Below are 25,935 nucleotides of genomic sequence, written 5' to 3'. Positions count from 1 at the left end.
GATCGGGCACTGGTTTACAAGTGCGCAAGTGCGCGGTTTAGAAGCGGTAGTTGACGCCTAGGGTGAGCGAGCGCTCTGGCGCGGGTTGACGACCCCACGGGCTGGTGTCGATACCGCGGAAGTAGTATTCGCGGTTGAACAGGTTGCTGATGCCCGCGGACGCGGTCAGGACGCTTTTGTCTGCCAGCTCGAACTCACGCTCAATGGCGGTGTTCCAGACCCAGTAAGCTGGCAGTTTGCCCACACTGGCTGTGGCATCTTCATCGCTGGAGTTGGCGGCATCGGTGTAAGCGCTGCTGACATACAGGCCGTCAAGGTTGTAGGTCCAGTGCTCGGCAAAACGGTAACGACTGTCAACCGTGAACTGATTGCGCGAGGAGTACGGCACTTCGTTGCCCTTGAATGTGCCGTTGCGTTGCTTGGCATCGAGGTACGCATAGCTGGCGTGCAGGTCCAGATCAGGTAGAGCTTGCGGCGTCCAGAAAATCTCGCTCTCGAAACCTTGGTGACGTGTGCTGCCAAGGTTATTGAAGCGGTCAGTCGTGGCGTTGTAGTTGATTTGGTCGTCGAAATCGATGCGGTACAAGTTGAAGTCGACGCGCATGCCGTCCCATGGCGTATAGCGCACGCCGGTCTCGTAGTTCCACGCCAGTTCGGCGCCGACATCGCCTTCCTTGACGATCTGCGTGACTTGCGGTGGACGCAGGGACTTCTGGGCGTTGGCGTAGACAAACCAGGCGTCGGTCGCCTGGTAACCCACCGTCAGGCCCGGCAGCCATTCTTCGGATTTGTTCTCGCGCGAGAACCCGGTGATGCCGTCTGCGTAATCCATGCGGGCGTTTTCGTAGCGCACGCCGGGGGTGATGGTCAGGCGATGATCGAGCAGACTGATGGCGTTGCTGAGGTAGAACGCGCGGGCGTCGTCATCGAACTTCCAGTCCCGGAACGGCGTCGTCACGCCGGTAGCGACGCGCTGGCGGTTGACCTTGTAGTCGATGTCTTCGCTGACATAACGGGCGCCCAGCAACCAGGTCTGGCCAACCGTGTCGCCATCGATGGTGGCACTGATGCGCGGCTCCGTGCCCCAGACTTTAAAGTCGCGTGGGCCGTCCTGTTTGGTCACCGCCTTACCGTCCGGAGTGAACGGCAGGCCGACTACGAAGTTGCGGTAGCTGTCGTGGGCGAAGTTGGTCCAGCTGTATTCTACTGAGTCGAACGGCCCCATGGCGCCCAGGCGCTGGGTGTAGGTGCCCCACACGCGATTGGTGTCGCCCTCGAAGCGGTCCAGCGGACGCGTCGATTGCCGTGGATCATCCTTGTAATCCTGCACGCTGAGTGCTCCGGCCAGGTCCATATCGGCCTTGTAGTGCTGGATACCGAAGCTCAGATCGCGATCGTCGTCGATGTTCCACTGGCCGCGCAGACGGTAGTTCTGCACATCGGTCTCGGAGTGCTCGCGCCCGTATTCGCCACCCAGGGTATTGAGGTCCAGTTGCAGGCCGAAGTTGTCGGTCAGGTAGCCGCCGGTGCCCACATAGTTGTCCCACAACTGGCGCCCGCCAGCATTGAACGTCAACTTCTCCTGCAGAGTGGTTTCCCACTCGCGCGGAATCGGCTTGCTGATGAAGTTGATCACCCCGCCAACGTTGTTCGGACCGTATTGCACCGCTGCGCCCCCACGCACGACATCAATACGGTCTACAGTGGCCATGGTCACTGGAAACAGCGACAGACCCGTCTGGCCGTACGGCGCCAGTGCTAGTGGAATGCCATCCGACAACGCTTGAATCCGGCCGCTACGACTCTCGTACAGCCCGCGTACCGATATCTGTGGCAAGGCGCCGGTGCCTGTTTCGTCAAAGATCTTGATGCCCGGTACCCGTTGCAGCGCGTCGTCCACACCGCGGACGCTGGCTTTTTTCAGTTCGCTGGAGTCGACAACGCTGCGACTGCCGGCATAGGTACGCACCTCCTGATCGCTGGCCGTCCCGAGAACGTCACCCTGAATCATCATGGGTGCCAGTTCCATGTTACTGGCAGGTCTGGTGGACAAATCGACGGGTTGACCGGCGGCCACGGCACCGTGACAGATGCCCAAAGTGATAAGACTGAGTGAAAAATGTAGGGAGTTTGTTGTTGTTTTCATGTGGACTACGTTGGCTTATTTTTACTGTTGGAGAGAATGCAGGCGGGCTTTCAATGCGTTATGCAGCAAGCCTCGGTCTTCACCGGCCAGAAAACTTCGGATCCCGCGAGCGCGCCACAGCGTGTTCTGTTCGGCCGTGCGGGGATTTGCGCAGAAAGGTATTGCGGCGCTGAGGCAGGCATCGGCCATGTTTTGCAGCGTTTGCCAGACTTGAGGATTGAGCGGGTCGGGGCCCAGATCGAGATCGAGCGACAGATCCAGAGCGCCTTCCATGATCATGCCGACCCCCGGCAGTTGCAGAATCTCGCCGAGAGCGTCGACCCCGGCGCGGCTTTCGATCATGGGAATAATAGGGGTCTGACGATTGGCCAGATCGATGTATTCGGGTAATGGCAGGCGACCGAAACCGGTAATGCGTCCGCCGGTTATTCCGCGTTTCCCCAAGGGGGGAAAGAACGCCGCTTCGATGGCGCGCTGAACTTGCGCAGCACTTTCGGTGCGTGAAAGGACAATGGCTTCGATGCCGGCATCCAGTGCCCGACCGATCAGTTTTTCGTCCACTTGAGGTATGCGCAGCCAAGGCGAAATGCCAGCGGCCTCACACGCGCGGACACAATGCATGATGTCTTCTTCGGAGCGCAGTAAGTGCTCAAGATCGAGAATCACGAAGTCGTAGCCCGCAAACGCGAGCATTTCGCAGAGCATCGGTGAAGGTAGAGAATTGAGCAAGCCGTAGACGTTGTTCCCTGCTTGTAACCGGGAAAACACCGGAGAGGTTCGTATCACTGACGCATATCCTTCAGGGTGGATGCACGCTAATAATAATCATTCACGATCATAAGTAAACATTTTTAGTCGCCGATTCGTGATATTCGTGATGGTCCTCATAAAAATCCCGTTCTTGGTGTAATGCTGTTCACTGATTCACCCCGGATTCCCGCCACGATTCACCCGATGGCATATGAGGGGGCTGGGGCGATTTCTGAGTTTTGTAAACACCTCGTCGAATCTCGGGTATTAATTTCCACTTTTTAGAAACCTTGACTCTCCAAGGGCCTTATTTTCGCGGTCTAACAAGATTTGTTTACATAATTTGGTCGGCATAAATGCAGTAGAAGGACGCCCATTTTCGCGTCCGTATGATCGAGGAATTGACATGCAAATCGAAACCACAATGAACTTGGACGATCTTGCTGAACTTATGGGTGTCGGAGCTACCGAGCTTCAGGCCGTTGGCATGCGCGACTGCTCATCGAGCAATACCGGGGTCAGAACACTGAAGACGTTCCTGAGGCATTGGCTGGCCTTGGTGGATCAGGTTGTTTGATTGATTCCGGACGGATAGGAAAAGCCGCCCAGGTCCACCTAAATCCAGCCGTCAAACTCACAAGCGTTAACAGAGCTATTTGAGCCGTGGTGTGCTCAACGTCTGGACGACACCCGCATGCAGTTCATCATCTTCGGTGTGCAGGTAACGGCTGGTGGTTTCCATCTTGCTGTGACCAGCCAAGGACTTGATCATTACCAGGTCGCCGGTGGCTTTTGCCAGATGACTAAAGCAGGAATGACGGAGCCAGTGGGTTGTGGCTTCCGACAGCCGATCGGCCAGCTCAAATTGCTCGCGTTGCACGGCGATGCCCGCCGACCGGGTCATGATTTCGATGATGGCTTTGAGCACGGTGCTGTTGTGAGCCCGCTTGAGTTTCGAATTGGCGGCCAGGAGGAGGGGGGTCGGGTCTTTTGCTGGGATCTCCCGCGGCAAACCGAATGCCTCTCTATATAGAAGCAGGTCCTGGTACAGGTCATCCGAAATGGGCACGTCGCGCACTTTATTGCGCTTGCCGAGAACGTTCAGCCATAAGGTGCCACTGGCGGAGCGGCGGATGTTGCTCATGTTGGACGTGGTGCCTTCAAAAGTGCGCACACCGGTCAGGTAAAACAGACTGAGCATGAAATGATCCCGCGCTCGTTTACGCGGACTTTTGGTTAGGCTGATCGCTTCAAAGGCGAGGGCAATGCCTTCTTCGGGCAACAGGCGCTTGATCGTGTCGTCGTGCGGCGCTTCTGGTTTGCGCACCAGCGCGACGGGATTACCCTTGAGCCACCCACCCTTGACCATCCACGTATACATGCTGCCGATTTGCACCAAGGCATAGCGCTGCGAGCTCAGGCTCAAGGGACCGGCGAACGGGCGCCACTGCTCATGATGACGCGGATACTTGGTTTCACTGACCCACACCTCGCGTGGCTGGGGGTCGGCCAGGAAGGCGGCATAGTCATTCACGTCAAGGACATTGACCTGTGAGAGCTGCTTGCCGCGGGTGTGCAGACCCCAGAAGATGAAGCGCTCGACCTCCTTTCGCATGACTCTTCGGGTCTTTAGGCTGGTGGCGGTAGTCTCCAGCCAGATCGCTGCCGCTTCGATGTCGCTGTTGGCCTGGATCAGATCGGGACGTTCACCGGGCTCCGCCAGCGCATAGGCGTCCAGCAGGGCGATTTCAGTGTTGGCCTGGAAGTCCAAGCGGGTGGGCATGCCTGTTCGTGACTGACTCATCGTAGATCCCGAATTTTTCCGTTGGACACCAGCCAATCGTCAATCTGATCCGGCGCAATCCACCGTAGATCACCTGTCGCTGACTCGCATTGGTACTCTTCCTGCGCTCCGCCGGCGGGGTCGGCGCCGACTCGGGTGGCGGCCACGACCAAGATGGAATGCTCGCGTGCAAAGCCATCGATCTCCTGTACCGTCACCAGTTCTGAACCCCGTGACAGGTAGGCGCTGTGGCGAAAGCCGTCAACGCCTGGGGCAAGGGCTTCATCCTCGTCATCGTCGTCCACCCCTTGCTCCCACTTGAATGGTTCGACCGCATAGGGCACAGGTTTGCTGTCCCAATCTACAGCAGGTTCGGTTATCGGCTGGGCTTTGCGCTTCCGGGGCTTTGGCGGAACTATTGAAAGCCTAGCCGCCGTGACGCACGTCCGCTCGAAGGGGGTTAACGTCGGTAGTGAACGCACCAGGTCGTCCCATTTGACGTCGCGTTGTTCATCCGCGGCGATCCGGCTCAAATGCTCGGGGCGTATTGACCACCGGCAAGCTACATCGGCCATGCGCCAGCCGCGCTGATCAATGAGCGCTTTGAAGGCTTCACGAGATAGCTTCGGTGGGCGTAAGAAGGGGGAACCCTTTTCCACCTTGCGTGTTTTAGCTTGATCCACAGCGCAAGTCTTTATCTGTAAAAACCAGATTCTAAACGGTTTAGCCAGAACAGCAACACATTCCGCCATCGAGCCAGCTACTGCTAGACCACCCTACCGGTTCGGCCCGTATTAAAAAATTCGTGATAACTAATCATATTCACGAATTTAGGTAATTCATGATAGAATTCGTATTGATTTAGGTATGAAATGTTGTAAAATCCTATGGAGACCAATCCAGGGGATCCTTGGCGCCTGTGTTGGTGTGCATAAGCCTTTGATTTACATGGTTTATTTCCGGCGCTGGTTCGGAATTAATTGACTAAATAAGCCGGAAGTAAATTGTTGAATTCAGCACCACGCACTCCTTATCAACTGAAGCAACAGCCAGGGTTGGAGCAGCAACGCGTAATCTGCTCCTTCAATATTCAGCGTAAGCCCGAATCATTAAGCTCGGTACAGTGCCTGATAACCGGTCTCGACATGGTTCAAAACACCGAACCATCTATAGCGCATGCATTCCACTGATGGAGCCCTGGTAGCTATGACAAAGCAGGCACCCAATTCCCAACTGAAGAACACACGGTTGTTGGTGCATCAATACGCGGAACGGCTGCTCGGCCTTGGCGAGGAGGTCCGGCAGTCAACCATCCGGGAGATGATCGCCGCAGAGCACGGCATTACAGCATCCCCCAACCTGGTCACCGATGAGGTCAAGAAATTCTGGGTGCAGGCCGGGCCAGCATTGAGTGCACGGCTACGCCGTCCAAGCATTCCCGATGACGTGTGTGCGAGTTTCGACAAAATCTGGGATGTCGCCCTCACCGCCGCCGTTGCCGGCCATGAAATTGAACGGCAGCAGCTCCAGGCTCATGAAGACAGCGCAGTGGCAGCGATGGAAGCTGCCCAGGCGAATGAACAGGCTGCCATTGAACGGTTCGACGGTCAGACACGCGAAATTGAGGGGCTGCGGGCCGACAAACTTAGACTCACGGAGCTGCTTCAGGCCAACGAGGCTGAGCGCAAAGAATTGGCTGTAGAGCTCAAGGATCAAATCGAAAAATCAGCGGCGCTGCAGACCCAGCACCTACAGGAACAGCAGCGGCAGCAAGGACTCGTGGAGAAACTGCAACAGCAGTTGACCGATCTGCGAGCCAGCTCGCAACGTGAGCTGACCGCCCTGGCTGAAAGCCACCAGACCGAACTGGTCAAGACGCAAGACTTCCTGATGCGGGAAACTGATCGAGTTCGTGATGAGCACAAGGCAAAATCCGACAAGCTGACCAAAGAGCTCGAGCAGGAGCGGAATGAGAAAGATCAATTGCGGCAGTTACGTTCGAAAGCAAGTGATGATGCTGCTGAACTCCGCGGTCGGCTTGAGGCCACCGAACGCAGTCTGGAGAAACAGGAACAACGTAACGCCCAACTCAGCGAGCAGAATGAAAAGCTGCAAACAGCTCTACTCGAAAGCGTCAAAGCCCAGGTGATTGCGCTTGATCAGAAGGAAGAAAACACGCTGACGTCCCCTATCAACACATGAAGGCCCGGCATTTTTGCGACCTTTTTCAAATCGCTGAGCCCTACTCTCACCTAGACGGCGTTGGCCAACCTCTGATCATAATTCCCTGGTCGGCATCGCGCTGGCCAGGGAGTTATGATCACGTCGCGTTATACTCGTCCACTGCGGCTCAATCACTCCGTTCTACGGCTGGAAATCCGACCATCGTGTAACCGAGTTTTGGAGTCACAGTGGGCAGCTTCTCCGCCTTGATAAGGGCTTTAAGGTCCAAATCAGCGTCAAACGCAACAATGTCCGCTTCCAGCAAATATTCGAACCCATCCCTACTCCCACAAACCGGTATCACCTGATTGGTGATGGCCTCACGAATGCGGGCCATGTGATTCAATACCGACTTCTTCTTTTGGCATGGTTGTATGAACGCGGTGAAGTCCGGGGTGGCGTCTCCCAAGGCCTTAAGCGCCGCAGCCTCAGCTGCCGGGCTGAGTTTACGCTTGGAGGACTGCGCATCAGGATTGGGTATCGCTACTGCTACTGCTACTGCTACTGGTGCGGCCGATACTGGGTCGGTGCTGATTGCGGGTGGTGATTCTTCAGTCACGATTTGCTGTTCAATCTGGATCTCTGGTACCGACGTTGTTTGCGGTTCGGTCATGGGAACAGATTGATGGGTTGCCACCTCCTCGCCGAAGTCCGCGAACGCATCCCCGAAGTCGTCATCTGCGGTAGAGTCTCCGACAAACGCCATGAATTCTTCATCGTCGTTATCGGCTGCCCCTTGTTCCAGCAGCCCAGCCATTTCCAGCTGAAGTTCATCAGGCAGCAACCCCTCTTCTTCGGACTGCACTTCAGCCATCTCCGGTGCGGGCAGGCTGTTTTCAGGCGTGGCGGGCGGCGCCGTATGTACCAGACGTAATGCCGGTCTGCGGCTGTCCTGGTGCTGCACAGCTCCATCTTCGGCTTGTTCAATCGGCGTAGGCGGCTGATCCAGCGCATCATCAGGTTCTGCCTGAGGTACCTCTTCAGGAAGCGACACCATAGGGGCTGCCGGGCCAGAGCCCGTGTCATTCGGCGCCGGGGTATTGGGGCCAATCGTTGGCGGCGGGTTCTGAGTTTCGGCTTGTGGTGTCGAGGCCTGGGCTTTCGCCTGCTGGCCGGCAATGTTCGCCTTCGCGGCGATCTCGCTACCAAAGCCCAGCGCGATCAGCGCACGAAGACCGTCAACCTCTTGAATGCCAAGATTGTGGGTGAAGAGCGGGCGTTCGACGTCAAGTTTTGAGCTCAGATTCGATAGCCCATTCAGTCCTGCCAATTCAGGCGTCGTGGATACCGGTGGGAAAATAATGACTGGCTCCCACGTTGTCATGTGGGCCCCGGTCTGAGGGTCTCTAAAGGATGCCGAAAACATCGGCAGGAAGCGGCTCATGTCTGCGTGGTTGTGGGTGGTGTGCAGCACGCCCTTCTCTTGAAGCGTTGCCAGCAGATTGAGTGTTACCCGCTAGCGGCCATCGCCGTCGTCGAGGGACCATCCCATCTTGGCGAGGATGAGCATGCGAAGGTCTTTCTCCTTCACCACAACGAGCCCATCATGCTTTTGTGCGATTTTTAGAGTCGAATCCCGGGCTTTATCACCCGTACCGTTGACGCGTCCGAATTCGGTGATGATCTCTACAAAGCTGTGGTAGATCGAGCTCGATTCTTCCTCGGTGATTTCGTGCTCAGTCAAGCTGTCTGTGATGTTCGATTCGGCCATGCCGGTCTTCTTGTCGACCAGGATCAAAAATTCCATCAGGGCGGTCATCCGATCATCGAGACTCAGGCCATTTCGATCGACCGGGAACTGGCTTGGGTGATGGTAGTGACCGATGACCAGGTTGATGGTGGTTCTGTCGCGAGCAGGCAGAGCCCAGTATTCCGGTAACTGGACGAGCCCCCTGAAAGACAGGACACCGTTTCCCCCTTAACATAAGGGATAGGCAAACGACTGTGTATATGACTAATAGAAACGATAAGGGTGGGGAGCTTTTGGGTCAGGAGCGGCGGCGCCGCTGGAGCCCGGAGCAAAAACTGGCCATGGTTCGCGAGAGCCTGCAACCGGGGCAAAGCGTCTCGGTGGTGGCTCGGCAGAATGGCGTTAATGCCAACCAGCTGTTTCAGTGGCGCAAGCTCTATCAGAGCGGCAGTCTCTCGGCCGTCAGTGCTGGCGAGAGCGTGGTGCCTGCTTCCGAGCTGACCGATGCGCTCAAGCAGATCAGGGAGCTACAGCGCATGCTCGGCAAGAAAACCATGCAGGTCGAGATCCTCCAGGAAGCTGTGGAGATTGCTCGGTCGCGAAAATGGATTGCGCACTCACCCTTGTTGCCGGGGGACGACCAGTGAAGCTGATCAGTGAAAGTCTCGGTGTAGCGCGCTCGCAGTTAACGGTTCGACTCAACCCTGCGGCACGGCCCGAGCGGCGTCGCCCTGCGCTGGACGATGCCGCACGGGTCGAAGAAATTCAGGCTGAAGTGAGTGAGCTGCCCAGCTATGGCTACCGCCGTGTGTGGGGGTTGCTGCGTCGTCGGCGTGAAAAGTAGAGTCAGGCGCCGATCAACGTCAAGCGGGTTTATCGCGTCATGCGCGATCATCAGTTGCTGCTGGAGCGACGGGTTAAACAACCGGGTGTGGCACGCCGTCACGAAGGCCGAATTGCCGTGGCCACCAGCGATACGCGGTGGTGCTCGGACGGGTTTGAGTTTCGCTGTGATGATAACGCCAAGCTGAGCGTGACCTTTGCCCTGGACTGTTGCGATCGTGAAGCCATCGGTTGGGTGGCCAGCCCGACCGGGTACAGCGGCGACGATATCCGCGATCTGATGCTGGAAGCGGTGGAAACACGCTTCGGTGAAGAACCACCTGCCACCCCGGTGCAATGGCTGAGCGATAACGGCTCGGCCTACATCGCTGAGCAGACACGCCAGTTTGCCCGACAGATTGGCTTGCAGCCGGTGACGACACCGGTGCGCAGCCCGCAAAGCAATGGAGTGGCCGAGAGCTTCGTCAAAACGATGAAGCGCGACTACGTCGCCCACATGCCCAAACCTGACCGGGAAACAGCCTTGCGAAACCTGACAATTGCCTTTGAGCATTACAACGAGGAGCATCCGCACAGCGCGCTGAAATACCGTTCACCACGGGAGTTTAGGCGTTTGGCAGCGGCATCAATTTAACGGGGTGCAGGTGTCCGGTTTGATAGGGGCCAGTCCACGCACTGAGTAGCGCTTATCACCAACAGCCCCTTACAGAGTCACTGGAAGTAGTGCTCCGAACTATCGATGGTCCCCATGCAAAAGTCTGGCTGTTCGACGAACTCGCAGCCTTCGACAGCTCGCCAGCTAATTCCCTCAATCCGCAGCGGTGGATATACAACGGCGCTAACCGTGGACGCCGGACTCCGCTGCCGTCGCACTTGACACTGGACGTAAAGGGCACATTTATCATGCCGCTTACGGGAGAGTTGTTCGTTGATCCGTGCAAGATCGACAGGGCATGCGATTTGTTTCGGAAGGGATATACATGAGGTCAACAATCGCATCCGGGCGACTGATTTCCCTTCGCTTCTCTGCGAAAAATCCGCGGCAGAAGCAGATGTTAGGTCATAACAGTTGAAGGTTCTGCATGGGCTGGTCCAACGCATCAATTCGCCTCGATCTCTCCGAACCACGATTCATTGCCGATCTGCGTAATGAGGGAGAGTCCAGAAGACTCATATTCCAGGCGAGGCCTTCGGAAGGTCAGTTCTTGATCCCCACTCGCTTCGAAAACCCTGGTTCAGGTCCCTGGCCGCTCTACGATTTCGGCCTCAAGTATGTAGAGGAAGGGAAGGTCCACATATGGGATGGACCTTCGGAAATAGGGCATCTCGGATACATCGTCTATATACCCCCTTGGGAAGATCAGCCTCACCGTTTTGAGCTGCAAATTTGGGTATCCCGAGAAACTTTTCAATTATTACTGGATGTCTATCCAAGCCAGATGGATTACCAATTGGGCTTTACTTTTGCCCCAAAGGGCCAAGACATTGTGGATGATTTCTATGATGAGTTTTCCAAACATCGCCTTACGGCTTGGAATGCTGAAGCTGAAAACCAGATCCTTGCTGAGCAGGTGACAATCCAAGTCGGGAAGGAACCATTAACTCATAACGATCGCTCGGACGAAGTGCGTACGGCATCTGAAGTTGCACCTCCACCAAATTATGCCGAAACCGCCGAGCTCATTTCCAAGGTTGCCGAACTCAAGAAGATTGGGGGCTGGGTTGTCGCTTTGATGTGCACTATCCTGGCCGTCCTCCTCTTCTCCAGACAGTAATTAAACTACCAGTGCCGTGCTAGCCGAGCCTGCTGCGCGTGGGTGTTGCCCGTAGTGCATGGATGGATCACCGATCATCATCGGGATTGCGCAACGGCCGCAACTCGCCTCGGGCGACCTCTTCCGGTACCGCGAAGGAGTACCGTCCCAGCATATTGATGTGCTCGAAGATCAGCGGCGACAGCCGAGCCAGATCTTCGTCCAGCACCGGGTAGCCGTGCTGCTTTAGCCGTTCCACGGCCGCCGTCATGTAGAGGGTGTTCCACAGCACGATGATGTTCACCACCAGGCCCAGGGCACCGAGTTGATCCTCCTGACCTTCGCGGTAGCGCTGGCGAAGCTCGCCGCGTTTGCCATGGAACACGGCGCGGGCCAGGCTGTGCCGGCCTTCGCCGCGATTCAGTTGGGTCAAGGTAGCGCGGCGCTTGGACTCGTCATCGATGTAGGTCAGCGTGTGCAACGTTTTCTCGATCCGCCCGAACTCGGCCAGCGCCTGGGCCAGGCGGGTCGGACGATCCCCCGTTTGCAGCGTGCGCATGATGCCGGTCGCCGGTACTCGACCGAGCTTGAGTGAGCCCGCCAGACGCAGCAGGTCATCCCAGTGTTCGGCGATCAGGTCGAGCTTGACTGACTGGCGGGCAAGCCCGTTGAGCTTGCCATAGTCCGTATATGGATTCCTCCTCTTTGCAAGCCCCCTTCGCTTTGGCGCCCGTGCCGACTGCACACGTATATTCGGCCTCTGACTGCGGCATCGTTTCGATGCAGGGCCATGATGGGCTATTCGCGCGTCGGCTCCCAATCGCTTCTACGTGCTTTGCGCACCTGGACACTTGAGGGTTTTGCCGACGCCGGTTCGACCGGTTTGCCATTGCTCGGGTTGCTTCGCAATCGTGGTGTGGGGGGCTTCTCCCAGGGTGAATAGGTCAGGCCGCTGCCCGATCCGGTTGGTAATCAGTGCCGTTGCGCAGCATCGCCCAAGCCATGCGTGCAGTTTTGTTGGCCAGTGCGATAGCGGCCACATTGGGATGTGAGCGCTCGGCTAATCGGACAGCCCACTGGCTGAGTCGATCGTCTTTGGACTTGGCTGTGCGCAGTGCCGACCGCGCACCGTGGATCATCAGCGTTCGCAGATAAGCATCGCCACGTTTACTGATGCCAAGCAGTCGATCCTTGCCGCCAGAGCTGTGTTGCCTTGGCGTTAGCCCTAGCGAGGCGGCCAACTGTCGACCGTTGGCAAACTGACTGGCATCACCGATGGCAGCAACGAGCGCGGTGGCGATCATCGGGCCGACGCCACGCAGCTGTTGCAAACGGACGGCCGTTGGCTCGCTTGCCGCGATCACAGATATCTCGCCATCGAGCTCGCTCACGCGCTCATCCAGTGCGCGGAGGTCATCCCACAAGCCATTTAGCAGACGACGAAAGCGTGCCGTCAAACCGTCATCTGCATCTTCTAGCCAGCACGGTATTGCGCGACGCAGCATCAGTAATTCCTTCGGTGCAACAAGGCCGTACTCGGCGATCAACCCACGAATCTGATTGGCTTTGGCCGTCCGCTGTTCGATTAAGCCGGCCCGGATGCGATGCGTCGCCTGGATATCCTGTTGTTCGATGGTCTTGACGGCGACGAAGCGCATGCTGGGGCGGCTCATTGCCTCACAGATTGCCTCGGCATCGTTGGCGTCGTTCTTGTTGCTCTTGACGTACGGCTTGACGAATTGAGGCGCGATCAGCCGCACCCGAAATCCGCGTGCCTGTAGCTGCCGCGCCCAATGGTGCGCACCGCCACAACTTTCCATGCCGATCTCACAGCCGGGTTCGATCTTTTCCAGCACCGTTTGCAGCCAGCGATCGCGCGGTAAACGCTGCCGCCAGACGGGCTGTTCATGACGATCCACGCCGTGAATCTGAAACACGTTCTTGGCCAAGTCGACCCCAATGCGCATAAGCTTCATGTGTGGACTCCTTCTCACTATTGACTGTGGTTTGCACTTTCAGTCTGGCACTCAAGATGCCGAGGTGAGGAGGAGTCCATCCCATTGCTTCTGGACGTGTGCGCCAGAAACGGGTACCGCCGACATCGGCCAGACGCGGACAGAAGTGATAACCGAGCAGACGGAACAGCCCGAACACCACATCACTGTAGGCACCGGTATCAGTCATGATTTGTGTGGGCTGCAACTCGGGTCTGTTGTTCCAGCACGACCGCGAGCAATACCAGGCTGTCGCGCAGGGTGCCGGGCACCGTGATGGCGTTAAGACCGGAAAACTGGTCGGATATCAGGTTGTACCAGGTGACACCCCGGGCGGTACCGAAAAATTTCGGGTTGGGACCAGCATGCACGGTACGTACCGGCACGACAAAACGCATGCCACCGGCGGAGGCCACCTCACTACCGCCCCAGATCTGAGCCAGTTCCAGTTGGCTCTGCGCAGCCACCAAAATGGCATTGGCTGCTGACAGGGTGTCGTCACGGAGGTAGTTCTGGCCCACCCAGGACAGCCGGTCACGGCGCAGCGCTTGGTTGTCGTTGCGAATCAATGGCTCCAGGCCGGTGTTACAGGCTCCTCCCAAGAGCACTGCGCACAGACTCGTCACTAGATTATCGGCCCGTGCATTGCGTTCGGACACATGGGTGAAGGCCTCAGCGAAACCGGTACGAGCGGCGATTTCCAATAGGATTTCCGGCAAATCGACACGTGGCATTAAGTCGGCCACGGCTGCACGCAGTTGCAGCAGCGAGTTGGGTTCTTCCAGCTTCTCCAACGCTCCGAGGGACAGTTCGGTTTTGCCCTCTGTATTTTCGCTCAACTGGATCGCAGGATTGTCGGGCAGGCGAGCCGCGACTGCGTGCCAAGTCGCATCCAGCTCGGCAGACAAGGCGTCCAAGGTGGTTTTGGCGTCCATGGTCAAGCGCAGTGAGCGACAGATGATCGGTCGCGCCGACAGCCATTCAGCACCATCGAGCAAGCCGATACGCGGGTCGGCATAACGCCAACTGGGTGAAACAAAGACATCGCGGCGGCGTAGGGCGGTGCGCAGTGCATCGAGCGTGCAGAATACATAGGCGCCCATGTCGAGGGAGCCATCTTCGCGGGTGATGTGTTTCTGCCAAGCTTTGGCCACGATCTCCTGCGGCGCGTCATCCTCCGGTTTTCTACGAGGCAGGTTCAGTTGCAACCAGTCCAGACTGGCCGCCACTTCCTTGCCAGCGGGGCTGAAACCGAAGCGAATATGTTTCAATAAATCAGGAAGAAAACGGCGCACGCTGCGGTAGCGCTCCTCCAGAGCGAGGTAAAATACATCGTTGGCCGGACGGATCAACGCATTGACCTCTTCCAGGGCTTTCTCCAGCGTGACACGTGGCAGGTCGTTGAACAGCCGGGCACGGACGTTGTCATCGCTGATCGTGCTATCCAGCACGACCGTGCACGCAGCGGCGAGCATTGCCGCCGAGCGATCCAGGTCTTTTAGACTACGCAACCGAGCCTTCTTGTCAGCCTTCTCCGCTCTGTTGAAGAGATCACGCAGTAGCGCCTCCAGAACTTCCAGAGCATCGTCATGCGCACTGGCTTCCAAGGAAACCGCGAATGCCACCAGCGTCGCCAACCGGCGCGACGCCGGCAGTCGATTGATGGCCGTGACCTTGGCGGTGTTGGCAAAGCGGGCCAAGGCTGCAATGCGGCTGGGTGGGATATGTGCAGCTGGCGGCAAGGCGATTCCCAACCCGCGCACATCATCCAGCCGACGCAACGCCCGAACCAGTGCGGGGCCACTGACCATCACCGGGCCGGAGCGTAGTTGATCCAGCTGGGAACTGCGGTTGCCTTCGGTCACCAGAAGCAAGTCCTGGAGCTGTTGCCGTTGCGCCTCGTTCAAGCTGCGACCCAAGGTGTACCAGAGGCGCTCTTCAACCCGGCTGCGCAGTTGGGCAATGAAACGCTCTAACTGGGAAACTCCTGGCAATAGGACTTTCTGTGTGAGCAGCCATGAGGTAGCTCGTTCAAACAGCACGCTAGGACGATCAGTGCCCGTCCAGCAGAGGGCATACAGCCATCGGCTCAAACGAAAGCCGATACCAGGGTCAGTAAAATGACGATAGCCATAGCGCTCTTGAATATCGGCCGCATGTATCCAGCGACGATGATCACTATAACGTGAAAGACAGTCAGGGGCAGAGATCACCAATTGCCGACAAAGTACATGCAGGACTTCCACCGGAACAGCCGCGGGCTTGTCCGGCAGACCACCGACGAAACGGACGGTGGTCAGCAGAACGGCATAGCCCAGGCGGTTATGGTTACCCCGCAGCACCTGGATGGCTTCACGGTCTTCATCGCTCAGGTGGAAGTAACGCTCCAGCTCTTCACGGCTGGGCGGATCGACATAGCGACCAAAGCCGTCGCGTTGCTCCTGAGTCAGAAAACCAACCGGCATCGATCACAGTACCTCGGCGCAGAACACGGCGGGGGTAACAATCCGCGTGCGTTCGATATGCCCGCGCTGCAAGAGGCCAGCGCGGCGATCACCGGTTACCAGGTAGTCCGCATTACCCGCCAAGGCCATAGCCAGCAGAAAGGAGTCATCCGGATCATCGGCTTCAATCCCGATGGTCAAGCGCTCCAGCACCATCGCCCGTTGCAGGTTATTGATCATGGCCCCCACTTTGGCAGGCTGAAGGATGGCCTGAAGCTTGGGGTAACGACTGGCACGACGAATTTCATCGAGCTGTGCTCGTGAGGTCACAACCTCGAAACGGGCCGCACGCCAGGCCCGATAGATTGCATCAGGAGCACCATGTGGTGAGATCAGCGCACTGAACAGGATGTTGGTATCCAATACAACCCGCATCAGCGCTTACGTGCCCAGTCGAGTGCTTCTTCAACCGCTTCGGTCAGTTCTGCCTCACTCAGATGGGCATTGGAAGCCTTGGCCTGTTCGGCGCTCAGTTCCAGGATGTGTGCCCGCACCGCTTCTTCGATGAAGCGCGAGAGGTCGCCCTTACGGCCACCGCCTTGGCTGGCCAGAAACATACGAAGCGATTGGTCGGTGTCGGTGGAGACGGCGACGTTCCAGCGAGTGGTGTTCATGACTTTTTCCAATGATGAGTGTTTGTGTGTTTATACACCTGCTCCTTGCTGCGCCGCAATAGTTCGATAAAACCCTCGTTTTATCGAACTTTAACGAAACACCTACTCATCTCTGAGTTAGCTCTCATTATGGTTTTAAATACTGGTATCGTTAATCAAGGTTCTATTTTAAATTTCTCTGTTGAGTAAACGGTACTTTTGATGAAAATTGGCTATGCGCGGGTGAGCACTCGGGATCAGAACGCTGACCTCCAGATCGATGCTCTGAAAAAGGCAGGGTGCGAGCGGATCTATCAAGACGTTGCCAGTGGCTCAAAAAGCGCGCGTCCGGAATTGGATAAATTATTGGCTCATGTGCGGGCCGGTGATGCCGTGGTGATTTGGAAGCTGGATCGTCTGGGACGTTCGCTCAAGCACCTGGTGGAATTGGTCGGTGAATTGGCCGCTCGCAACGTTGGACTGCAAAGTTTGAATGACCCCATCGACACCACTCACGCACAAGGCCGCTTTGTGTTCAACCTGTTCGCTTCGCTGGCAGAGTTCGAGCGCGAATTGATCCGTGAGCGCACACAAGCAGGCTTGTCCGCTGCACGGTCACGTGGTCGAGTCGGTGGCCGTCCGAAGGGGCTGCCCGCTCAAGCGGAAGCGACGGCTATGGCCGCAGAAACGCTGTATCGAGAGGGTCGGCTAAGCGTGAGCGCCATTGGCAAGAGACTGCACATTTCCAAAAGCACGCTTTACCGCTACCTCCGGCATCGCGGCATAACGATCGGCGCATCTGCAAAAATCTCCCAGCATCTTGGCATAACAGCCCCACCGGTAGTGGACGATGCCGAACGGATCGCGTCGGTCATATTGCGTCTGGCCGTCGAGAACAACAGTAAGTTCGTGCGTGGCAAAAAGCGGGCAAAGGATTACATCGAGCGTTACTGCCTGGAACCCTATGGCATGAAGCCGCTGGAGTCGGGCAACTACGCGCTGAGCATCCCATATCGCAACGATGAGGCACTGGATAAGACGGTACATGATCTGCTGATCGAGATCAGCCAAGAGGCCGAGATGCGTAATTGCTTTATCGAGGCGGATGCCTGGGAAGAAGGCTCTGAACGGCGGTGGTAGGGCTTACGTTGGTTTTTGGTTCCATTGCTCCCCAAACCCCATGATCTGGTCGATTGCCGCCCGGCCAAGCAGCTATAAAAAGCATGGAAAAAAGAGTTTGATCGGTCGTCTGCGGCGCAAGATCGAATACGCCAAAGCCCAAGTACGCGCCAAGGTTGAACATCCGTTTCGGGTAATCAAGCGTCAGTTTGTCTATACGAAAGTGCGCTTTCGCGGCCTGATGAAAAATACCGCGCAACAGGCCACGCTATTTGCCCTGTCGAATCTGTGGATGATGCGAAAACGGCTGCTGGTTGTGGGAAAGGTGCGCCTGTAATCCGGGAAAAGCGCCTTGAAAAGGCGTCGTTCAAGGGTGAAACGATGAGTTAAGAACAGGAAAGGTCTGATTTCTGACCAAACCAGTGTTTTTTGAACCTCTACCAAAGAGGGCATCAAAAATCGCTGACTACTTCAGACCTTCCCTAAGGTCATCAGTCGTGGATCGATGGATGCGCCAGTGTTTGATCGTGTCTACCATCCTGCGCATCGCCTTCATCGACGCTCCCGGCATGCACTTACGAAAGAGTTCGCCTTTGGAGTTCTTCAGGGTTTGCACTGGACCTTGAAGTCATATCCGAGAAAGGTGAAGCTAGTCGCAACGTTGTGCCGCTCGAATGTATCGATGTAGACAATTTTCGACTTTTCTTCGTTGATGGTCAGGTCTACTTCACTCATCCGTCGCGTCAGGCTCTCCCTGATTCAAACAGCCTCGCTCATCCTTGTGCAGTGAAAACAATATCGTCGGCATACCGTTCAAACGGCACGCCGCGATGCGTCCTGTCCATCCAATGCCCGCCCAAAAAGGAAGGAAAGCATTAACATCGTGCATAAGAACGCCGGTTTTTTAGATGTTTTTGCTCGCACGAACAACATCAATCAAATCGGCGTTCTTGTTTCTGTGTTTCTGTGTTTCTCGGGATTCCGTGAAGAACCTTTTTTACAGGTGGACGTTCATTAATGAAATGACTTCCATTGATCACTTCCTGTTGCTCTAGAAGCGACAATGTAGGCGTCCGGGATCGGGGTGATAAACGTCATTTCCGCACTCACGGGTGGAATCATCGCAACAAATTCGGACTGATCAAGCGTGTCACCACTCATCAACAATCGGGTATCCAAACGTCCTTTGGGAGTGAATTCGAAGGGCGACCCGAGCCCCAGTGTCTGAGCATTAATGGCTTGTTCTCTCAAACCCGGAATTTCCATCCGGTACAGGTAAGCTCTGGAATTACCATATCCGCCTGAGTCTTCATCCATACCAGTGGCTACGTACCCGCCAACGGGGCTTCTAACGTGTTCCTGGGCCTGGGTATTAACTCCTTTGGCCACCACGGCCTGCCTGAACTCCTGTTTGATTTTCAGTCCTCTGTTATCCCTGGGGAAAAAACCGCCTGCTGCACGGATCTGTTCAGGGGAACGATCGTCCCCTCTCATGGCCACGACGCTGCCCGATGAAGTAAGCATCAACTGATGTGAACCTACAGCGAGTGAGCTGGCAGCATAGGAAGGAAGTACTGTTTGCTCCGCTGTGGGTAACACTATAGGAGACTGCCGTCTGTTAGACGCGACTGCCGAGATATGAAGAGGCAGGTTCGTTGCCGCGGGATTCGGCCGAGACGGGACAGTCAAAAAAGGCGTCGAAACTACAGGTTTTGTAGCTACTGACGGTTTTGTTGCCAGGGTAGGAGCTGGGCGCTCAGAAGACTCACCACGAGTACTTGGTGGGGAAGCCGAGGCAGATTCAAAAAGCCTCCTTCGTGCCGCTATGCTCATCGTGATCACGGGTTCATCGTCATCTCCCGGCGCTAATCCGTCAACATCAAATAATGTAATCGGATTATTCCTGACCATCCGATACAGATTGAGCCCATCCACCGTGCCGCCCGGATCCGGATTGATCCAGCGTCCCAACCACGGCGCGTAATAGCGGAAACCGTAGTAATACAACCCGGTCGCATCGCGCTCCTTGCCCGAATAACGCACAAACTTGTACTTGATCTCACTGGCGTTTTTCCCCGACCACACCGCCGTGCCGCCAAACGGGTAATACTCTTCCTGGGTCAGCACATCCGCGTGCTGATCAAGCTCCAGTAAACTCGAACCGATCTGGTTGTCCAGGCTGCCACGCAGTTGGTCATTGGGGATATCGGCGGGTTGACCCGTGACCCAGTGCAACACCCGCATCTGCTGGCGGCCGGCGCTGCCTAGGCTCAGCACGTGCAACTCTTCCTCAGTGGACCTGGTGGGGCCTTGCGTGCTCTGGGTGCGGCGCAGTTCCAGACCCGGTAGGTAAATAACCTGCGCCCGGCGAGTGGTTCCACTGGTCTGACTCACCGTGGTTTTGCGCACTCGGGCACCGCCGCCGTCGTATTGGTAATGCTCTTCGTCGTCATCGGGGCCGCTGCGCTGGATCTGGGTGACCCGCTGCAATTGATTGCGCCCATCCCACAGCATTGGCTGTCCCTCTACCAACTGTTTGAGGTTGCCCGCGGTATCGAACTGCCCCTCGACATCGGCCGACGTGAGGAACTCCTTCTGCCTCACCGTCCGGTTGGAGGTACTGGACACCTGCATGTCCAAGGTGTAGTTGCTGTTGCCAACATGTCGCACCTGGATCAGGTTGCCGCCCCGATCGTACTCGTACTGGCGGGTGTAGTTGCCATACTGGTTCGGGTCGGTGGTGCTTGCGACCGGCAAGTCCGGGCCTTGCCGGCTCGCCCCGGCATTCTCCCGGCCGCTGGCAGAGCACAATTGGTACAGCGCATCGTACTGGTAGGTGTTGTTCGGCTCGATCTGCTGATTGTTGTAGTAACTGGTATTAATCGCCGCATCGCTGATGGACAGAATATTGCCCACCGGATCGTAGGTGTAACTAAAGTCCTGCAACAGCGTGCTGCGCCCGTCCTGTGCCGGGCGGGTGGTGACCAGCCGACTCAACCGCAAGGTCTGGGGTTCATAAGTGGAGGTGCTGACCACGCCATTGCCCGACACTTCACGCAGCACCTGGCCACCGGCACTGTAGGTGATCGAGGCCAGTACCGTACGTTCCTCGCTCTGCCCGGTAAGGGTCAATCCGCTGCACAGCAATTGGCTGGCGACGTCCAGGTACCGATGCTGTTGATTACCCTGGGCATCGATTGTGCTGAGCACTTCATCCAGCGCGTTATAGGTGAGGGAACTTTGATAGCGCTCGGACTCAAGCCAGGCGGAGCTCTGGATTTCGTCAGCCGGCCAATTACTTTGCGCCGCCTCATCCAGCAGCAGTCGGCGGACCGTCTGTAGTGGTTGTCCGCGGTAGGTGTAATGCAGGACTTCGTTAAGGCCGGCAGTGTCGTAATGACGAATCAGTCGTCCGTAGGTATCAAATCGCTCAGCAAGCTCACCGTAGACATAGCGTTCACTGACCCGCTCATTGGCTGTAGCGCCGTCCTGCTCAAACACGACGCTCACCCGGTGCAGATTGTCATAGCTCATACGCTTGAGGAACCCGCGGCTGTTTTCCTGCCAGACAGGACCACCCTCCACATCATGCAGTGTGACGTGTCGACCAGCATCCTGGCTCTGGCTCTGCAATACCTTGCCGGACAACGAGTTTTGATAGCGAAAGTTCGCCAGTACGGCGGGATCGCTCTGCTGTGCGCTGTACAGCCGTGGATCCAGGCTGCTCATCAACTGGCCGATGACATTGTACTGCTGTTGGGTCACCCGCTCATCAGCCGCCTCGCCGACAGCGTTACGATTGTACTGCAAGGTGCGGATAAACAACCCACGGTTGTCGATCACCGACACTGTGGGGGTGCCACTGCACAGCTGTGCAGTGGTCAGGTTGGAGGTTGTACTCATGCTGGATTCCCCTGTAAGGACTGAGCGTTACTCATGATCTCTTGTAACGTGTCGTTTTCATCTTCAGCGACTGTGAACCAGGGATAGAAGTGCGTGCGCCGCGAGTAACCCAACGCGGTGATGACTTGATTCTCGCGGCCAACAGGATCGTAATAATGAGTATCGGCGTAGCCCCACTGCCGGACACTCGCATCGTCGACATAGACCGGCTGGTCAATAAAGTACGGCTGGTAGGTTCGAATCACCTGGCCTTTAGTGTCGTACTCGGTACGCCCGGATACAGCCCAACGCGGTGCCGTTCCGGTATCGCGCTCGACGGGGTTTCCAGCCTCAAGCTCCAGAGCTCCATCCGCATTGACAATGTATGCAAGCCCGGAAACGCATTTTTTCTTTGCTTGCAAGGATCGGCCAAACCCATCAAAAAATGACAGTGAAACTCTGATCTGCGCAATGGAAGTTGCACTTGGATATTGATCAGTCAGAAGACTTGCGGTCTGTACCGGATAACGCTTAAGACTGGCGATCGCGCCACGTACCGCTTCACTGACCCCCTCAATGCTCGTTTCCGAACGGGCCCAAGCATGAGCGCGTGAACGCAACCAGCCATCAAATGTCAAAAGGTGATTGCGCTGCAGTACCTGCACAAGGTCAACTTCTTGTCCGGACAATGAAGCTGCCCACTCAGCGGTGGAGAGGCGTCCCATCCAACTGTAAAAATCATACAAATAGATGCCTGCCACCGTCTGGATAGCCGCCGCAGGATCAGCGAGTGCCGCCTTAATATTGGCAAAGGCAGAACTATTGAAAGGGTAGTAGTAATTTGCCGAATCAAATCCTACATATGTAGGCTTCCCCTCCTCATTCATTCCCAGACCATTGTGGGAACTTGCTATCACTCGCCCCAAGGCGTCGAACGAAACACTCTGATTTCCTGAATTTGCATTGCTAATATTATAAGGTTTGAGATAAATGGGATTGTAGTCAATAGTAACCTTATAGCCAGCACCGTCTGTGACTGAGCGGACAAAACCGTAGTCATCATAGGTAAACACTTGAGGCGCGACGACCGGTGTACTTTGCATCGTTCTTGGTCGACCGAACGGCAGCCATTTGCCGTTTTCAACATAGGTTGTGTAACTGCTGGGAACCACCCACACCTCTGGATTTATCTCTGCTGGCTCGCCTAACACTTTGCTGCGTTTCAAATAGCCCGCGGCGGGTAATGCGACCTTCAGATCCAGCGTCGAAACACCTTCATATGCCTTGAGCGATTCGCTATCCAGTTCGGCGATTTCTTGATGATGCACCAATGCCAACGCTGGGGGTGGGGTCCCCGCAGGGAGTACGTCAGTACCGGCCGCATTGAAATAATACGTGACGGTTTGCCCGGCGAAGGTGCGCTGTTGTGTCTTGTCGATCAGGCTATCCGACGCGTTAAGCGTTTCGTAACTGAGACCACTGCCTGTTAGTGGATAGCAATCGTACGCAGGGGCGTACGTCAACACATTGTGCCGTTGCTGAAAATGAAGGCCCAGCGTCCAATCCTCAGGATCCGTCAGGTTATAGACGCTGCTACGGCTTTCTGTCAGGCGCAGGGGGGCTTGCTCTACATCGTAGGTACTGGCCCACATGGCGTCTGGGAGAGTGTTGGGGTAGGGATTAGCATCGGGCTTCGGCCGACGAGGGTAATTAACTCCGACGCTCCAGAGGGGGACACCGTATTCATTGCTCTGTAATGTCACTTGCTGCTGAAGGAGGGGGTCACTCGCAATACGCTCGTAACTGACGTTCAGCTGTTCCAGAGTTGTAGGTAACACCACACAATACGTATCAGGGGAGTTAGCATTCTGAAGTAAGCGAATCTGCATCCGAGTCGTCTGGACACTGTACGGTACACCCCTCAGAGGACTCGCATCCTCACCGTATGTTTCCGTTCTTTGCACGCTGCCTTTCAAGGCGCGATAAAGCTGTTTGCGGGTAGCACTGGCAATCGATGTCAGAAGCTCGTCATTCCCCGTCGAAGGATTTAGCCGGGTGAAACGCGGCGCCCCCAGATGGAATACCGAAGCGTCGTCATAAGGAAGCGCACCCGACAGTTTTTCCTCTTCCAACCCAGTGCTGTACCAGACCTTGGTCAACATCGGCGCTGCCACCGGCAGATCACTCGCGGACGCCTGTGCCAGCTGTTGAGTGTCCAGGTGCTGGACGAAACCAAAACCACGATACTCCCGCTCTCCGCCATCATAGACACCACCCCGATAGAGGTATTGTTGCGTCAGACAATTACCACTAATCTCATCCAGCGTGCTTTGTTTTGACACCACAGGCATGGCAAATGGCATCTGACACACACGATCAGGTGATGCCTCCTTCTCATCAAGCCACTCTTGTGCAGAGCTGCGATAAGTGAAGCTGATATGGGCGCCCATGTTGTTGTTGGACGACAGCAACAAATAGGGTTTAGCGTCAGCAAAGCTGTAGTGCCAGTGTCGAGGCTCCGGATGAGAGTCACTCAGGACTAGCGAAGTCGTCCCTGTACCGCTCAAGTCGGCAAAGCTGATTTGATCCAGTTGGTCAAATCGCATACCAGCGGGCATCGGCAAAGTTAACGGTATGCTGCTGAAGCCGTTGCCAGCCTGATTCAGAAAGATGAGAAACCGCTCAGACTCGGCATAGATCAAATCAGACGCGCCTGAACCATCCAGATCGGCCAGAAAAACCCTCGATGGGTTAAAGGACTCTTGATCGAACGGCAACTGGGCCAGCTCCAAAGGCTTGCCGAACGTCCCTCTTCCCAGATTTGGCCAGCAAGTGAGCTGGTTATGGCGGATCTGAACCAGATGCTGCTGGCCTGAACCCAACACATCGCTGAACGCTACAACTGATGAATGATCACCCGATTGAATCGGTAACTGCTCATCAAAGCCATAGGATACATCCTGTCCTGGCCCATAACCCTTATCCCGGTTGTTAGCGTATAGACGAACGCTTTTAGGACCGATCAACACCAAATCTGGCAAGCCTGTGCCGATCAGACCGGCCATCTGCGCAGACGGATGCAGAAACTCAGTAGGAAATACGGGAAAGGGGACGAAATGGCTCCAGTGCTGATCAGCATTCAACGTGAAATAACCAGCCAAACCTGGTTGCGCAATCAGCCAGTTAAGCCGACCTACGCCCATGAGGTCGACGAGTACTTTTCGCCCCTCCCCCTCAGGTAGTAATGACGGCAGTTGTGGCAATGACTGCCAGGGCCCGTAGTTGACAGCATCGGGGGCTTGCGCTCCACGAATCGGCGCCCGGTAGCGCCAATCATTGCCCTCTTGATAGAGAACCCCACAGAGCCCTTCACCCAATAGATCTACCAATTGATAATGCTGACCATCATTAAGACTTGGGAATGTAGGCAACTCAACATATTTGGACGGGGTAAAGACTGTCGAAAAAGTGCTATATAACAAATCCACCGGCGGTAGAGACTGCACCGTTCCGTCATACTCATATGCTAGGAGTTGCGCGCCCACTAGCTGAGACAACTGCGGCGAAGCTTGATACTCCAGCATTAGTCGGGAAACCAGCCTGTCCGGATAAGGACTTTTCAGTAGATTGCGAAACATTAAGACTTGTTGGCACAGTCGGTGCGTACGCACTTCAAAGCCGAACGAGTAGTCGGAGAATGAATCCTCTCGGCACAACCAACTGCCAGTAGCCTGCCACGGTGGTGCAACCAAGGGATCCAGAGTCCGCTCACCATAGTCGAACACCAACGTCCATAGCCATTGTGGCGCCTCCTTCTCTGTGAATTTGCGCCACGCGTACAACGGTTTGTATTCGGTAACGTTACCGTATTCAGCGTATTGCAAGTAGCGATTGGCGGTGTGCGACCGAAAGGCCTCCTGGCCCGCCAGGACACAATTGACCGTATCTTCCTGCTTATAGCGATAGTTAATGTGTTCCCCAGTTGGAGTCACTGACTCTTCCAGCAGCCAGGCACCAATATGGCTTGGCTGTGCAGCATCGGCAATCCGTGCCTCGGCGGATTTGCCTAAACAATGTAAATGACCATCTGCCGAGTGCAACAACCAAAAATCCCCCTCGGAATAACTAGGGCTCCAGCGTTCGATCCTGCTGAACGCACCTTCAATGCGCGGAAAGTAACGGGTGACTCTGTACACCTGACCCAAATCCAGCCCGCCATAACTGGAGCGCTGGGTGGTGATAATCGCCTGATCTGCAGCGGTTTCGGGGACGAGTGTTTCGCCATCCGGCGCCAGGTACGTATCGTCTTCCCGATACAGCGGCACACCGCCGCTCGTGCGTCGGCGGATCGTCATTTCAGAGAGTCCCCAACCCATTGCAAAAGCGCCATTGCCGGCACCGCTGCTGTAGTTCAAGGACAGTGTGGGGGCATGACCTCGTCCGGCGGAAATAGGCAACGCCAGCGTCCGGCTGGCCATACCCGTCATGCCGACGTTGCCCAAGGCTTCCCCCATGCCCTGGATTGCCCCGCCACCTTTGGGCAGGGACGGTTGTGCCACGTCAACTGAGCTGTTCTGATTGGTGTTCATACATGATCCTCAAATATTGGGCGTCTTTGCCATCGCGTACCAGGGGATACCTTGGTACGCGTCCA

At 56.1% G+C, this 25,935-nt stretch carries 15 protein-coding genes and 5 pseudogenes; 6 read left to right on the top strand and 14 right to left on the bottom strand.

Translation table 11 applies throughout. The annotated features are described in order from the left end of the window. Positions 1-37: 37 nt before the first annotated feature. Positions 38-2,146, bottom strand: a complete 2,109-nt coding sequence (locus tag ACA051_RS31335) for a TonB-dependent receptor family protein (RefSeq protein ID WP_497375831.1) — start codon at positions 2,144-2,146, stop codon at positions 38-40. A 21-nt stretch (positions 2,147-2,167) separates the two neighbouring features. Further along, positions 2,168-2,851 (bottom strand): HpcH/HpaI aldolase family protein, encoded by a 684-nt coding sequence (locus tag ACA051_RS31330; RefSeq protein ID WP_090399571.1) that lies wholly within the window; start codon positions 2,849-2,851, stop codon positions 2,168-2,170. A gap of 451 nt (positions 2,852-3,302) precedes the next feature. Here ACA051_RS31330 and ACA051_RS31325 point away from each other — a divergent pair, with 451 nt between their 5' ends. Next, a complete protein-coding gene (locus ACA051_RS31325) occupies positions 3,303-3,473 on the top strand; it encodes a hypothetical protein (RefSeq protein WP_497375829.1) in 171 nt (56 codons plus the stop codon). Between the two features lie 75 nt (positions 3,474-3,548). On the opposite strand, the gene ACA051_RS31320 is transcribed toward ACA051_RS31325, so the two are convergent. Both ACA051_RS31320 and ACA051_RS31315 read right to left on the bottom strand, forming a co-directional pair. Further along, positions 3,549-4,679 carry a tyrosine-type recombinase/integrase gene (locus ACA051_RS31320; RefSeq protein ID WP_497375827.1) on the bottom strand — a complete coding sequence of 377 codons (1,131 nt, stop codon included), beginning with the start codon at positions 4,677-4,679 and terminating at the stop codon, positions 3,549-3,551. A gap of 17 nt (positions 4,680-4,696) precedes the next feature. Continuing rightward, complete coding sequence (locus ACA051_RS31315) at positions 4,697-5,362, bottom strand: hypothetical protein (RefSeq protein ID WP_497375825.1); 666 nt, start codon at positions 5,360-5,362, stop codon at positions 4,697-4,699. Positions 5,363-5,885: 523 nt separating this feature from the next. On the opposite strand from ACA051_RS31315, the gene ACA051_RS31310 reads away from it, so the two are divergent. Then, positions 5,886-6,881 carry a DNA-binding protein gene (locus tag ACA051_RS31310; protein ID WP_497375823.1) on the top strand — a complete coding sequence of 332 codons (996 nt, stop codon included), beginning with the start codon at positions 5,886-5,888 and terminating at the stop codon, positions 6,879-6,881. 148 nt (positions 6,882-7,029) lie between these two features. Here ACA051_RS31310 and ACA051_RS31305 read toward each other — a convergent pair whose 3' ends face one another. Both ACA051_RS31305 and ACA051_RS31300 read right to left on the bottom strand, forming a co-directional pair. Beyond that, on the bottom strand, positions 7,030-8,316 hold the full coding sequence (locus tag ACA051_RS31305) for a hypothetical protein (protein ID WP_497375821.1): 1,287 nt from the start codon (positions 8,314-8,316) through the stop codon (positions 7,030-7,032). A 42-nt stretch (positions 8,317-8,358) separates the two neighbouring features. Beyond that, entirely contained in the window at positions 8,359-8,661 is a 303-nt protein-coding gene (locus ACA051_RS31300) for a hypothetical protein (RefSeq protein ID WP_497375819.1), read from the bottom strand. A 191-nt stretch (positions 8,662-8,852) separates the two neighbouring features. On the opposite strand from ACA051_RS31300, the pseudogene ACA051_RS31295 reads away from it, so the two are divergent. Beyond that, a pseudogene (locus ACA051_RS31295) lies at positions 8,853-10,069 on the top strand (IS3 family transposase). 448 nt (positions 10,070-10,517) lie between these two features. Next, a complete protein-coding gene (locus ACA051_RS31290; RefSeq protein ID WP_402814681.1) occupies positions 10,518-11,210 on the top strand; it encodes a hypothetical protein in 693 nt (230 codons plus the stop codon). 67 nt (positions 11,211-11,277) lie between these two features. Here ACA051_RS31290 and ACA051_RS31285 read toward each other — a convergent pair. From ACA051_RS31285 to ACA051_RS31265, 5 genes and pseudogenes are all read right to left on the bottom strand, one after another. Continuing rightward, positions 11,278-11,892: pseudogene (locus ACA051_RS31285) on the bottom strand (Tn3 family transposase); the annotation flags it as partial. Between the two features lie 241 nt (positions 11,893-12,133). Then, entirely contained in the window at positions 12,134-13,165 is a 1,032-nt protein-coding gene (locus tag ACA051_RS31280; protein ID WP_497375817.1) for an IS110 family RNA-guided transposase, read from the bottom strand. An 85-nt stretch (positions 13,166-13,250) separates the two neighbouring features. Next, positions 13,251-15,648 (bottom strand): annotated as a pseudogene (locus ACA051_RS31275) (Tn3 family transposase); the annotation flags it as partial. A 3-nt stretch (positions 15,649-15,651) separates the two neighbouring features. Then, entirely contained in the window at positions 15,652-16,062 is a 411-nt protein-coding gene (locus tag ACA051_RS31270) for a putative toxin-antitoxin system toxin component, PIN family (protein ID WP_497375815.1), read from the bottom strand. Further along, the gene (locus ACA051_RS31265) at positions 16,062-16,301 is read right to left on the bottom strand and encodes a ribbon-helix-helix domain-containing protein (protein WP_008371006.1); all 240 of its coding nucleotides are present in this window, start codon (positions 16,299-16,301) and stop codon (positions 16,062-16,064) included. The genes ACA051_RS31270 and ACA051_RS31265 overlap by 1 nt, the downstream gene beginning before the upstream one ends. A 201-nt stretch (positions 16,302-16,502) precedes the next feature. On the opposite strand from ACA051_RS31265, the gene ACA051_RS31260 reads away from it, so the two are divergent. Then, positions 16,503-17,420, top strand: coding sequence for a recombinase family protein (locus ACA051_RS31260; RefSeq protein WP_497375752.1), 918 nt, complete (start codon positions 16,503-16,505; stop codon positions 17,418-17,420). Between the two features lie 40 nt (positions 17,421-17,460). Further along, positions 17,461-17,736, top strand: a pseudogene (locus tag ACA051_RS31255) (transposase); the annotation flags it as partial. Between the two features lie 147 nt (positions 17,737-17,883). Here the strand turns inward: ACA051_RS31255 and ACA051_RS31250 are convergent. The 3 genes and pseudogenes from ACA051_RS31250 to ACA051_RS31240 all read right to left on the bottom strand — a co-directional run. Beyond that, positions 17,884-18,247, bottom strand: a pseudogene (locus tag ACA051_RS31250) (reverse transcriptase domain-containing protein); the annotation flags it as partial. 166 nt (positions 18,248-18,413) lie between these two features. After that, a complete protein-coding gene (locus ACA051_RS31245; RefSeq protein WP_497375812.1) occupies positions 18,414-21,302 on the bottom strand; it encodes an RHS repeat-associated core domain-containing protein in 2,889 nt (962 codons plus the stop codon). Further along, positions 21,299-25,870, bottom strand: coding sequence for a SpvB/TcaC N-terminal domain-containing protein (locus tag ACA051_RS31240; protein ID WP_497375810.1), 4,572 nt, complete (start codon positions 25,868-25,870; stop codon positions 21,299-21,301). The genes ACA051_RS31245 and ACA051_RS31240 overlap by 4 nt, the downstream gene beginning before the upstream one ends. Between the last annotated feature and the right edge of the window lie 65 nt (positions 25,871-25,935).

This window comes from Pseudomonas sp. LBUM1669 (genome assembly GCF_059695705.1).
This window is presented reverse-complemented; position numbering and strand designations above follow the sequence as displayed.

Excerpts from the sequence above, each read along its gene's own strand:
- ACA051_RS31335 (WP_497375831.1), bottom strand. The coding sequence starts at position 2,146 with ATGAAAACAACAACAAACTCCCTACATTTTTCACTCAGTCTTATCACT.
- ACA051_RS31330 (WP_090399571.1), bottom strand. The coding sequence starts at position 2,851 with ATGCTCTGCGAAATGCTCGCGTTTGCGGGCTACGACTTCGTGATTCTC.
- ACA051_RS31325 (WP_497375829.1), top strand. The coding sequence starts at position 3,303 with ATGCAAATCGAAACCACAATGAACTTGGACGATCTTGCTGAACTTATG.
- ACA051_RS31320 (WP_497375827.1), bottom strand. The coding sequence starts at position 4,679 with ATGCCCACCCGCTTGGACTTCCAGGCCAACACTGAAATCGCCCTGCTG.
- ACA051_RS31310 (WP_497375823.1), top strand. The coding sequence starts at position 5,886 with ATGACAAAGCAGGCACCCAATTCCCAACTGAAGAACACACGGTTGTTG.
- ACA051_RS31300 (WP_497375819.1), bottom strand. The coding sequence starts at position 8,661 with ATGACCGCCCTGATGGAATTTTTGATCCTGGTCGACAAGAAGACCGGC.
- ACA051_RS31290 (WP_402814681.1), top strand. The coding sequence starts at position 10,518 with ATGGGCTGGTCCAACGCATCAATTCGCCTCGATCTCTCCGAACCACGA.
- ACA051_RS31280 (WP_497375817.1), bottom strand. The coding sequence starts at position 13,165 with ATGAAGCTTATGCGCATTGGGGTCGACTTGGCCAAGAACGTGTTTCAG.
- ACA051_RS31270 (WP_497375815.1), bottom strand. The coding sequence starts at position 16,062 with ATGCGGGTTGTATTGGATACCAACATCCTGTTCAGTGCGCTGATCTCA.
- ACA051_RS31265 (WP_008371006.1), bottom strand. The coding sequence starts at position 16,301 with ATGAACACCACTCGCTGGAACGTCGCCGTCTCCACCGACACCGACCAA.
- ACA051_RS31260 (WP_497375752.1), top strand. The coding sequence starts at position 16,503 with ATGAAAATTGGCTATGCGCGGGTGAGCACTCGGGATCAGAACGCTGAC.
- ACA051_RS31245 (WP_497375812.1), bottom strand. The coding sequence starts at position 21,302 with ATGAGTACAACCTCCAACCTGACCACTGCACAGCTGTGCAGTGGCACC.
- ACA051_RS31240 (WP_497375810.1), bottom strand. The coding sequence starts at position 25,870 with ATGAACACCAATCAGAACAGCTCAGTTGACGTGGCACAACCGTCCCTG.